Consider the following 9976-nt stretch of genomic DNA (forward strand, 5'->3'; position numbering starts at 1 on the left):
AAAGGGCCCCCCGCCACGATTTTCGTCACCGGCATCTGGCTGAAGCGCAACGCCGCCGCCGTCGAGATCATGCGCGCGCATCCGGACCTGTTCGAACTGGAGAATCACGGCGGCCGCCATGTTCCGGCTGTCGACACGCCGCAAAAGATCTACGGCATCCGCAGCGCCGGCAGCCCGGATGCCGTGCTGGCGGAGGTCGAATCGGGCGCCACGGCGCTCGCAGGGACCGGTGAACCGGCACCGAAATGGTTTCGCGGCGCCACCGCCGAATACAGCCCCTCGGCCATAGCGATGATTCGCAAGCTCGGCTTCAAGGTCGCCGGCTTCTCGATCAACGGCGACGGCGGTTCGCTGCTGGGCGCCAGGGAAACCGCCCGGCGCATCGCCGCCGCCAAGGACGGCGACGTCATCATCGCCCATATCAACCAGCCGACCCATGCCGCCGGCGAGGGCGTGGTGCAGGGGCTGCTGGCGCTCAAGCAAAAGGGCCTGACCTTCGTGCGGCTCGACCATGCCGACGGCATAGGCAACGACGGCACCACCGACTGATCGCTCAGGGTGCGCTTTGGCCGGATCCAGCAGACAAGGCTGTGCCAATCCTCGTGATCGCGGCGGAAAATACGGGACCGCAAAATCGGCTTTACAGAGCCATGTCGGCGGTGTCTCTTGTCGATCACATTCTGTGGGGATGAACTTCATCTGCGAAAACTAGTTGGTCTCGCGTGGTGGGCCGCGCTTCTGGTTACGGCGGTGATGTGCGGCCCAATCCGCGCGGCACCGCCGGACTTTTCGACCTCGAACGCCATCCACGAGCCCGTGCCGGCGGTTGCGGGCGACGTTCTCCACTATGCGGTTACGGTGACGAACACCGGTGGCGACAGCGCCTATGCGCGCATCAAGACCGTCCTGCCGCAAGCCTATTTCATCCGTGCCGACGGCGATTGTGCCGGCGCGGTACGCGACCCGGACAGCCGGGGTCTCGTCTGGCACGAGGGGGCATTTTCGGCCGGATCGACCACGCAGTGCCGGATAGACCTTCTGACGCGGCGCGAAGCGGCGGGAACGCTTGCCCCGCTCGCCACCGAGATCACGACGTTGCCTGCAGGGTACCTGCGTTTCGAAACGGCGCCGGAACTGGCGGCGGCGCCCGATCCGAACGCAATCCGCGTCGGACCGGTGAAGGTCACCCGGGCGCAACTTGTCGTGCTCGCGTTCCTGGCCTTCGCTGTCGCCGGTGCGGCAGTCGTCGCGCGAATGGCGGGGCGAGGACGCGGGCGGACGGCGCTCGGCGCGTGGTTCGCGGTCGCCACCGCGGTGGGCTTCCTGCTCTTTTTCGCGGGGCTCGCGGTTGGCGACTTCCGGTCCTTTACGGCCTATCGGGAAACATCCTGCACCGTCTTCGACTCGGCCATCCGCGCCTTTCCGGGCACCGGCAAGAGTGCGCGGTCGAGTACATACCAGTCCGTGTTCGCCGTCCGCTACGAGGCGCTCGGCACCGAGACCTACTCGGCGGCTTTTCCGCCGATTTCCGCCGTCAGCCTGGGCTGGATCGGGTTCTCCCTGCAAAAGCTGGGAGACTATCCGGATGGATCGGTCCATCCCTGCTGGTTCGATCCTGACGATGTGAAAACAGTATTGCTCGAGCGCGGCCCGGGTGCGGCGTATCTCTTCGCCCTGTTCCCGTTGCTGGTGCTGGCCTACGGCCTGTCGGCGCTCATCGTGGCCGTTCGCAAAGGCCAGCATTGACCGGACTCGCAGGCCATTTCATTGATGCGTCGAGGTCGCGTCCGATGGCGATCTCGCGTTCGCATCATCCCGGCCTTTGCTTCATCTTTTGTCGCTCAGTCCGGGGCCGCTTCGATCGTCACCTTGCTGGGATAGAAGGCGCCGTGATCGCGGATTTCCGTCATCTCGTCGAAGGGCCGCTCATAGGCCCACATCGCGTCCTTGCCTGTCTCTTCGGCCGGCAGAACGCTCCAGTAGCTCGCGTCGCCCTTAAAGGGGCAGTGCGTCGAGTGACCGGTCTTGGCCAACAGACTGAAATCGATGTCCTCGAACGGAATATAAAAGACCGCGGGATAGGGCGGCTCCGACAGGAGCTTCGCTCTTTTCGACGAGGCGATGACCGTTTCGCCGGCGCGCACGGTGACGGTGCCGCGATAAGGCTCGATGGTAATGACCTTGGCGGGATTGCGCTGGAAGCCGGGAGCGGGGTTGGCGATCTGGTCCATTGGCGGGGGTCTCCTTGTCCAGATGAGAGGTCGCCCGCAATAGATGTGTCGGACAGGCGGCCGGCGCAAGGCCGAGCCCACGCCTGGGCGGGCGCTCAAACCGACCCTTTCGCTGGAACTGTCAGGCGGCCGTTTGGAATACGTCCATCAGCCCGGCATAGGCGGCGGCGATGCCGGCCACCGGATTGGTGCTCCTCGACGCGGTCTCGACCTTCAACGCACCGCCGACGGTCGGCAAGGTGAGCAGCAGGAACTGGCGATTGCCGCCGTCGCCGACGCAAGCCGCCGCGACATGCTGGGCCTCATCGCCGTCCTGGACGCACATCTTGAACAGCAGCGTGCCGCCGACCGCCTCTAAGGCGCCTCCGACAACCTCGACGAATTCATCTTCGGAAACAGTTCTGGCGTCCGGCGCCAAATCGGTCAGACTTTCGGCAAGCGCATTTTCGAATGCCAAGTCTTCGGGAGCCTTGTCGTCGAGCTGCGTGTCCATGCGAACCTCTTTCATTCGCCAATCGCACCCACAGCCCGTTAACGAAATTTAACGCCGACGATGGCCGGATTGTGGCGGTTTCCGCGGCGGCATCAAGGAATGCACCGCTTTCAACGCTAACGGCTGGACAATCCGCAGGTTCGTCCCACAATGGCGCAAAAAGATCGCCAAAAGCGCAGGGGAGGAACAAATGCTTGGACTGATGCAGGAATGGCCGCTGCTTTGCCACAAGCTGATCGACAACGCCGAGCGGCAGCACGGCGGACGCGAGATCGTGTCGCGCTCGATCGAGGGCCCGATCGTGCGCACCACCTATGCCGACATCCACCAGCGGGCGTTGAAGGTGGCGCAGCGGCTGGAGGAGGACGGCTTCAGGCTCGGCGATCGCATCGCCACGCTCGCCTGGAACACGGCGCGCCACATCGAGGCCTGGTATGGCATCATGGGCATCGGCGCGATCTATCACACGCTCAATCCGCGTCTCTTTCCCGAACAGATCGCCTGGATCATGAACAACGCCGAGGACAGGGCGATCTTCGTCGACCTGACCTTCGTGCCGCTCCTGGAAAAGATCGCCGGCGCAGTCAAATCGCTGAACAAGGTCATCGTACTGACCGATAGCGCGCATATGCCGGATACGGCGCTGCCGAACGCGGTTGCCTATGAGGACTGGCTGGCCGAAGCCGATGGCGCTTTCGCCTGGAAGACCTTCGACGAGAACACCGCCGCCGGCATGTGCTACACCTCGGGCACGACGGGCGATCCCAAGGGCGTGCTCTACAGCCACCGCTCCAATGTGCTGCACGCCATGATCGCCGCCATGCCCGACGCCATGGGCATTTCGGCCCGTGACGTCATCCTGCCGGTCGTGCCGATGTTCCATGCCAATGCCTGGGGCCTCGGCCAGAGCGCGCCGATGATCGGCGCCAAGCTGGTCATGCCCGGCTGCAAGATGGATGGTGCCTCGATCTATGAATTGCTCGACACCGAGAAGGTGACCTTCAGTGCCGCGGTGCCGACGGTATGGATGATGCTGCTGCAATATCTGGAGGAGACCGGCAGGAAGCTTCCCCACCTGCGGAAGGTCGTCATCGGCGGCTCGTCCTGTCCGCGCGCCATAACCCAGAAATTCCAGGACAATTACGACGTCCAGGTCATCCATGCCTGGGGCATGACCGAAATGTCGCCGCTCGGTACGCTGTGCACGATGAAGCCGGAATATGCCGGGCTGCAGGGCGATGCCAGGCTCGATGTCCAGGGCAAGCAGGGCTATCCGCCCTTCGGCGTCGAAATGAAGGTGACCGACGACGACGACAATGCGCTGCCATGGGACGGCAGGACCTTCGGGCGGCTGAAGGTGCGCGGCCCGGCCATCGCGCGCGCCTACTATGGCGGTGTCGGCTCCGAGCAGTTCGACGCCGAGGGCTGGTTCGACACAGGCGACGTCGCCCATATCGATGCCGGCGGCTACATGCAGATCACCGACCGCGCCAAGGACGTCATCAAGTCGGGCGGCGAATGGATCTCGACCATCGATCTCGAAAACCTCGCCGTCGGCCACCCCGATGTCGCCGAGGCGGCGGCAATAGGCGTTCCGCACTCGAAATGGGGCGAGCGGCCCCTGCTGGTCATCGTGCGCAAGCCGGGCAAGGAGCCGAGCAAGACCGACATCCTGACCTTCATGAGCGGCAAGGTGGCGAAGTGGTGGATGCCCGACGACGTCGCCTTCGTCGGCGAAATTCCCCATACCGCCACCGGCAAGATCCAGAAGATCACCTTGCGCGAGCAATTCAGGGACTATCGCTTGCCGACGGATTGACGGGATGGATGTTTTTGAGGCTTCTGGCAGCCGTCAAGAAACTCCTGAGCAAATTCCAGGAAAAGTGCGTAGCGGTTTTCCGTCCGGAATTGCGTCAAAACAAAGAGATAGAGCGTCCTTCGCTTTCCTGAAACGATGAAACGCTCTAGGTACCGTTCGGGTTGGTGCGGCGGATAATGGTTGTTGTTGCTGAACGGCAGACGTCGAGCGCCGCCGGCTGGTCGCGGCGGACAGCGGCTTTTTCGGTCGTCCTGCTCCTGACCGTGCTTGTCGGCCATCGCCTCGACCTCGTCGAAACGCCTGTATTCCTGTGGGTTCTGGCGATCGTGGCGCTGCTTGCCGCCTTCGCCCTGCTGTTTGCCGGATTCGCCTTGTCGAGGCTGTGGAACTTCGGCGATCGCGGCGGCCGCGATCTGTCGGTCGGCGCACTGCTGGCGCTTCTGGTGCTTGCTCCCTTCGGCGTCGCCGCCTACTGGGCGACGACCTCGCCGCCGCTCAGGGACATTTCGACCGATCTCGACGATCCGCCGGTGCTCGACACGTCGGACCGGACGGCGGACATGAATGTGCTTTCGCCGCCCACGCCCGGCGAGCAGCGGCTGCAAGGCGATGCCTATCCGTTGGTCACCGGCCGCAGCTACAATCTGCCGTTCGAAACCGTGGTCGACGCGGTGGAAACCGTGCTCGACCGGCGCGACTGGCAACTGCAGGGGCCGTATCCCGAAACAGACGGCCAAAGCGAGGTGACGATCAACGCGCTGGCCAGGAGTTTCGTGCTGGGCCTGCCGGCCGATGTCGCGATCCGCATCGCCGATGACGGCAACACGGTCATTGTCGATATGCGTTCAGCCTCCCGCTACGGCCGCCACGACCTAGGCGACAACGCCGCCCGCATCGTCGATTTCCTTGGCGAGCTCGATCAGGAAGTGGCTGGGCAAGTGGGGGCGGCGCCGGCCGAATGAGATCTAGCCGGCCGGCGTGAAAATGCCGTCAATGGCCGCGTCGCCGCCGGTGCTGACCAGGCCGCGCGCGACCAGGTCCTCCAGATGCGCCAGCACCGACAGGCCGGCGGCGCCATGCAGGCGCGGGTCGGTGTCGCGGTAGATCGCCGCCACCATCTCCTTGATCGTGCGGTCGCCGCCACGGATGCGTTCCAGGATCGCCCGCTCGCGCATCTTGCGATGCGCCTTCAGCCCGCGCATGAAGCTGCGCGGCTTGGTTACCGGCCCGCCATGGCCGGGCAGCAGCACGCGGTCGTCGCGCTCGATCAACTTGTCGAGCGAGCCCATATAGTCGGCCATGGCGCCGTCGGGCGGCGCCACGATGGAAGTTGCCCACGCCATGACATGGTCGGCGGAAAACAGGATGCCTGTTCCCTCGAGCGCGAACGCCGCGTGGTTGGCGGCATGCCCCGGCGTCAACACCGTCCTGATCGCCCAGCCGTCGCCCTGGACCAGCGCACCGTTGGCGAGCGCGGTATCTGGAACGAAATCCGTGTCGGCGCTGGCATCGAGCGGGTTGACCTCGCCGATGCGCAAGGGCCGCGCCGGACGGTGTGGGCCTTCGCCGAGCACGGCCGCTCCGGTGCGCTCCTTCAGCCGCGCCGCCAGCGGGGAATGGTCGCGATGAGTATGGCTGACAAAGATATGGCTGACCGGCCTGCCGCCGATCGCCTCGATCAGCGCCTGTAGATGCGCGTCGTCGTCAGGTCCCGGATCGATCACCGCGAGCGTCTCGCTGCCTATCAAGTAGCTATTGGTTCCGTGAAAGGTGAACGGACTGGGGTTTCTGGCGGTGAGGCGTTGCACGTCCGGCGCGACGGTCACCGCCTTGCCGTAAGCGGGATCGAAGCGCGTGTCGAACTTGAGGGGCATGGGGCGCGAAGCTCCGTTCCGTGAGACGGCAAAAGCGATTGCCGCATAACACGGAAGCCAATATAGGAAAACGCGAGGCCGCATGTCGGCGACAGCTTGAATGGGATGACCATGGCACTTGCAGCAACGATGCGTCCGCTTGTTTCTCTGGCACTGCCTGAAAAGGGCGCGGCGCGGCTGGCGACGCAGCTCCTGCTGGCGATTGCCGGCACGCTGCTCCTGACCCTGTCGGCCAAGACCAAAGTCGTGCTCGGCCCGGTCGACGTCTCGCTGCAGACGCTCGCCGTGCTGCTGATTGCATCGGCGTTCGGCCTGCGCCTCGGCGTGGCCACGCTGCTTCTCTACATGGCCGAGGGCGCCATGGGTTTCCCGGTCTTCCAGGGCACGCCGGAGAAGGGCATCGGCGTCGCCTATATGCTCGGCTCCACCGGCGGCTATCTGGCCGGCTTCGTCGTCATGGCGGCGATCGTCGGCTGGGCCGCCGACCGTGGCTGGGACCGTCATCCGGTCAAGCTCTTCAATGCCATGCTGGTGGCCGAAGTGATCATGATGGCGATGGGCTTCGCCTGGCTGGCGATGCTGATCGGTCCGGAAAAGTCCTGGCAGTTCGGCGTCTTGCCCTTCATCGTCGGCGACCTGATCAAGGTGGCGCTCGCCGCGAGCCTGGTGCCGGCCGTCTGGTCGCTGCTCAAGCGCGCCTGACGCCAATCAAAGTGAAAGGAGCCGGCTGGCAGTCTCTGCCCGCCGGCTTTTTCATGCCGTCGCCAAACGACGCTGGAAATAGGCAACCGTTTGCCTCAAGCCGTCTTCCAGACTGACCCGCGGCCGCCAACCGAGCGCCGCCCGCATGAGCGAAATGTCCGGGCATCTTTGCCTTGGGTCGTCCGTGGGCAAGGGTCGGAACTCCAGTTTGGAGCCGCCACCGACAAGCCGAAGCACATGTTCGGCCAGTTCGATCATCGTCACCTCATGCGGGTTGCCGATATTGGCCGGGCCCGTGAAATCGGCGGGCGATGCCATGAGCCTCAGCAGGCCGTCGACGAGATCGTCGACATAGCAGAAACTGCGCGTCTGGCGGCCGGTGCCGTAGATTGTCAACGCCTCGCCGCGGATCGCCTGGACGATGAAATTGCTGACGACGCGCCCATCGTCCGGGTGCATGTTCGGGCCATAGGTGTTGAAGATGCGCGCCACCTTGATCTCGGTGCGGGCCTCGCGCCAGTAGTCGAAGAACAGCGTTTCGGCGCAACGCTTGCCTTCATTGTAGCAACTGCGCGTGCCGATCGGGTTCACCCGCCCCCAATAGGTTTCCGGCTGTGGATGCACTTCCGGGTCGCCATAGATCTCCGAAGTGGAGGCCTGCAGGATCCTTGCGCCTCGAGATCTGGCGAGATCGAGCATATTGATGGCGCCGAGTACGTTGGTCCTCGTCGTCCGGATCGGGTCGTTCTGGTAGTGGATGGGCGCTGCCGGTGAAGCAAGATGGTAGATGCCGTCGACGTCCAGGTCGAGCGGCAGCGTCACGTCATGTTCGATCAGCTCGAATGCCGGAACTGTCAGAAGCTGACGGATATTGTCCCTCGATCCGGTGCTGAAGTTGTCGGCGCAGACCACTTGATGTCCAAGCTCGACAAGCCTGCCGCACAGATGCGATCCGAGAAAGCCGGCGCCGCCGGTGACAAGAAGTCTGGCCATGGGATTTCCGTTTTCGCGGCCGGTCCGTTGCTGTTTAGCACCGGATCGCGATTTGCCAACCGACAAACCTCGCGCCGCTGGTCTGATTGTCGTCGGGCGTGCGGCCGGGTGGCCGCAGGCCTGGCCGGTCGGGGCGCCGACGGGCATCGAGATTGACAAGCCATCGTGCGAAACCTTAGCAGGGTGGTGCTGAAGGGGGTTCGGCGTGGCCAGGAGGATCTGTTGAAGGGAATTATCCTTGCGGGAGGCAACGGGGTCCGTCTCTATCCGCTGACGCTGGCCGTGTCCAAGCAGATACTCCCGATATACAACAAGCCGATGATCTACTACCCGCTGAGCGTGCTGATGCTTGCGGGAATCCGCCAGGTCCTTATCATCTCAACCCCACGCGACTTGCCGGCATTCCAGCAGTTGCTGGGCGATGGCTCGGAGTTCGGGCTCGACGTTTCCTTTGCTCCGCAGCCTCACCCCAACGGCCTTGCCGAAGCCTTCATCATCGGTCGCGACTTCATCGGCAAGGACAATGTGTCGATGATCCTTGGCGACAACCTGTACTTCGGGGAAGGCCTTTCGCAGCTCTGCCGCATGGCGGCGAAGCGCGAACGTGGCGCCTCGGTGTTCGCCTACCGTGTCGAGGATCCGGAGCGCTATGGCGTGGTCTCATTCGACAAGGCCGGCGGCAGGGCTTTGACGATCGAGGAAAAGCCACATAGACCCAAGTCCAACTGGGCCATTACCGGCCTCTATTTCTACGACAACGATGTCGTCGACATCGCGTCGAGCATCCGTCCGTCGAAGCGCGGCGAACTCGAGATCACGGCAGTCAACAATATCTATCTCGAACGCGGGCAGTTGCAGGTGCATCAGCTTGGTCGCGGCTATGCCTGGCTCGATACCGGCACGCACGACAGCCTGCACGAGGCAGCATCCTTCGTGCGCACCATCGAGCACCGCCAGGGCATCAAGGTGGCTTGCCCGGAGGAGATTGCCTTCGAGCAGGGCTGGCTGACGGCCGACAAGGTACTTGAACGCGCCGCTCGCCTTGGCCAGAACGAATACGCCGCGTATTTGCGCAGGCGCGTCAGCGAGTTGTCGGAGAACTAGGGTGCTGGAGATCATCCAACTCGGCCTCGACGGCGTGCTGGAGATCGTCCCGAAGCGTTTTCACGACGCTCGCGGCTATTTCGTCGAGGACTGGAACGCCCAGCGCTTCGCCGAGGCCGGCATCGATCTCCGTTTCGTGCAGGACAACCGCTCCTATTCCGCCGCCGCCGGTGTGGTGCGGGGGCTTCACTATCAGTTGCCGCCGCATGCTCAGGAGAAGCTGGTGCGCGTCGTCAGAGGCAGGATCCTCGACGTCACCGTCGACATTCGCCGCGGCTCGAAGAGCTTTGGCAGATGGGTCGCCGTCGACCTGTCGGCCGAGAAAGGCAATCAGGTCCTGGTGCCGAAAGGCTTCGCGCATGGATTCGTCACGCTCGTGCCGGATACCGAGGTTCTGTATAAGGTGACCGATATCTATTCGCCTGCCCATCAACGGTCGATCCGTTTCGACGACCCTGCCGTCGGCATCGAATGGCCGGCAATGGCGGGTGGGTTCCAGCTTTCGGACAAGGACCTTGATGCGCCGGTGCTTGCCGCCGCGGAGGTGTTTGCGTGAGGAGGGGAGCGGAATGAATTTCCTGGTGACCGGCGGTGCCGGCTTCATCGGCTCGGCCGTGTGCAGGCACCTATGCGCCAATCCGGCCTACCGCGTGACCAATCTCGACAAGCTCACCTATGCCGGAAATCTGGCGTCGCTGCGCGCGATCGAGAACGCGCGCAATTACAAATTCGCCCACGCCGATATTTGCGACGAGAGGGC

At 63.8% G+C, this 9976-nt stretch carries 13 protein-coding genes; 8 read left to right on the forward strand and 5 right to left on the reverse strand.

Annotated features, from left to right (window positions below):
• Nucleotides 1–549, forward strand: a 549-nt coding sequence (locus tag EN781_RS15405) for a polysaccharide deacetylase family protein (protein WP_127400119.1), incomplete at its 5' end; no start/stop codon positions are given.
• Between the two features lie 117 nt (nt 550–666).
• Nucleotides 667–1746, forward strand: a complete 1080-nt coding sequence (locus tag EN781_RS15410; protein ID WP_126055845.1) for a hypothetical protein — start codon at nt 667–669, stop codon at nt 1744–1746.
• Between the two features lie 95 nt (nt 1747–1841).
• Here EN781_RS15410 and EN781_RS15415 read toward each other — a convergent pair whose 3' ends face one another.
• Both EN781_RS15415 and EN781_RS15420 read right to left on the reverse strand, forming a co-directional pair.
• Nucleotides 1842–2231 (reverse strand): DUF427 domain-containing protein, encoded by a 390-nt coding sequence (locus tag EN781_RS15415; protein ID WP_126055844.1) that lies wholly within the window; start codon nt 2229–2231, stop codon nt 1842–1844.
• A gap of 121 nt (nt 2232–2352) precedes the next feature.
• On the reverse strand, nt 2353–2724 hold the full coding sequence (locus EN781_RS15420; protein ID WP_126055843.1) for a hypothetical protein: 372 nt from the start codon (nt 2722–2724) through the stop codon (nt 2353–2355).
• 190 nt (nt 2725–2914) lie between these two features.
• On the opposite strand from EN781_RS15420, the gene EN781_RS15425 reads away from it, so the two are divergent.
• A complete protein-coding gene (locus EN781_RS15425) occupies nt 2915–4543 on the forward strand; it encodes a fatty-acid--CoA ligase (RefSeq protein ID WP_126055842.1) in 1629 nt (542 codons plus the stop codon).
• Here the strand turns inward: EN781_RS15425 and EN781_RS34805 are convergent.
• A complete protein-coding gene (locus tag EN781_RS34805; protein ID WP_210213476.1) occupies nt 4522–4821 on the reverse strand; it encodes a hypothetical protein in 300 nt (99 codons plus the stop codon). The two genes, EN781_RS15425 and EN781_RS34805, sit on opposite strands and share 22 nt — an antisense overlap.
• Here EN781_RS34805 and EN781_RS15430 point away from each other — a divergent pair.
• Nucleotides 4720–5505 carry a DUF1499 domain-containing protein gene (locus EN781_RS15430; RefSeq protein ID WP_127400120.1) on the forward strand — a complete coding sequence of 262 codons (786 nt, stop codon included), beginning with the start codon at nt 4720–4722 and terminating at the stop codon, nt 5503–5505. The two genes, EN781_RS34805 and EN781_RS15430, sit on opposite strands and share 102 nt — an antisense overlap.
• A gap of 3 nt (nt 5506–5508) precedes the next feature.
• Here the strand turns inward: EN781_RS15430 and EN781_RS15435 are convergent, their stop codons facing one another.
• Nucleotides 5509–6417 carry an MBL fold metallo-hydrolase gene (locus EN781_RS15435; RefSeq protein ID WP_126055840.1) on the reverse strand — a complete coding sequence of 303 codons (909 nt, stop codon included), beginning with the start codon at nt 6415–6417 and terminating at the stop codon, nt 5509–5511.
• A 111-nt stretch (nt 6418–6528) separates the two neighbouring features.
• On the opposite strand from EN781_RS15435, the gene EN781_RS15440 reads away from it, so the two are divergent.
• On the forward strand, nt 6529–7119 hold the full coding sequence (locus EN781_RS15440; RefSeq protein ID WP_127400121.1) for a biotin transporter BioY: 591 nt from the start codon (nt 6529–6531) through the stop codon (nt 7117–7119).
• A 51-nt stretch (nt 7120–7170) separates the two neighbouring features.
• On the opposite strand, the gene EN781_RS15445 is transcribed toward EN781_RS15440, so the two are convergent.
• Nucleotides 7171–8112: a UDP-glucuronic acid decarboxylase family protein gene (locus tag EN781_RS15445; RefSeq protein WP_126055838.1), complete on the reverse strand. Its 942-nt coding sequence runs from the start codon at nt 8110–8112 to the stop codon at nt 7171–7173.
• 222 nt (nt 8113–8334) lie between these two features.
• Here EN781_RS15445 and rfbA point away from each other — a divergent pair, with 222 nt between their 5' ends.
• The 3 genes from rfbA to EN781_RS15460 all read left to right on the forward strand — a co-directional run.
• Nucleotides 8335–9216, forward strand: coding sequence for a glucose-1-phosphate thymidylyltransferase RfbA (gene rfbA, locus EN781_RS15450; RefSeq protein WP_126055837.1), 882 nt, complete (start codon nt 8335–8337; stop codon nt 9214–9216).
• Between the two features lies 1 nt (nt 9217).
• Entirely contained in the window at nt 9218–9772 is a 555-nt protein-coding gene (gene rfbC, locus EN781_RS15455) for a dTDP-4-dehydrorhamnose 3,5-epimerase (RefSeq protein WP_126055836.1), read from the forward strand.
• A gap of 13 nt (nt 9773–9785) precedes the next feature.
• Nucleotides 9786–9976, forward strand: a 191-nt coding sequence (locus EN781_RS15460) for an NAD-dependent epimerase/dehydratase family protein (protein ID WP_127400122.1), incomplete at its 3' end; no start/stop codon positions are given.

This window comes from Mesorhizobium sp. M4A.F.Ca.ET.090.04.2.1, from assembly GCF_003999085.1.
In the GTDB taxonomy this organism is placed as follows: Bacteria; Pseudomonadota; Alphaproteobacteria; order Rhizobiales; family Rhizobiaceae; genus Mesorhizobium.

Excerpts from the sequence above, each read along its gene's own strand:
- EN781_RS15430 (WP_127400120.1), top strand. The coding sequence starts at position 4,720 with ATGGTTGTTGTTGCTGAACGGCAGACGTCGAGCGCCGCCGGCTGGTCG.
- EN781_RS34805 (WP_210213476.1), bottom strand. The coding sequence starts at position 4,821 with ATGGCCGACAAGCACGGTCAGGAGCAGGACGACCGAAAAAGCCGCTGT.
- EN781_RS15425 (WP_126055842.1), top strand. The coding sequence starts at position 2,915 with ATGCTTGGACTGATGCAGGAATGGCCGCTGCTTTGCCACAAGCTGATC.
- EN781_RS15420 (WP_126055843.1), bottom strand. The coding sequence starts at position 2,724 with ATGGACACGCAGCTCGACGACAAGGCTCCCGAAGACTTGGCATTCGAA.
- EN781_RS15440 (WP_127400121.1), top strand. The coding sequence starts at position 6,529 with ATGGCACTTGCAGCAACGATGCGTCCGCTTGTTTCTCTGGCACTGCCT.
- EN781_RS15415 (WP_126055844.1), bottom strand. The coding sequence starts at position 2,231 with ATGGACCAGATCGCCAACCCCGCTCCCGGCTTCCAGCGCAATCCCGCC.
- EN781_RS15445 (WP_126055838.1), bottom strand. The coding sequence starts at position 8,112 with ATGGCCAGACTTCTTGTCACCGGCGGCGCCGGCTTTCTCGGATCGCAT.
- EN781_RS15435 (WP_126055840.1), bottom strand. The coding sequence starts at position 6,417 with ATGCCCCTCAAGTTCGACACGCGCTTCGATCCCGCTTACGGCAAGGCG.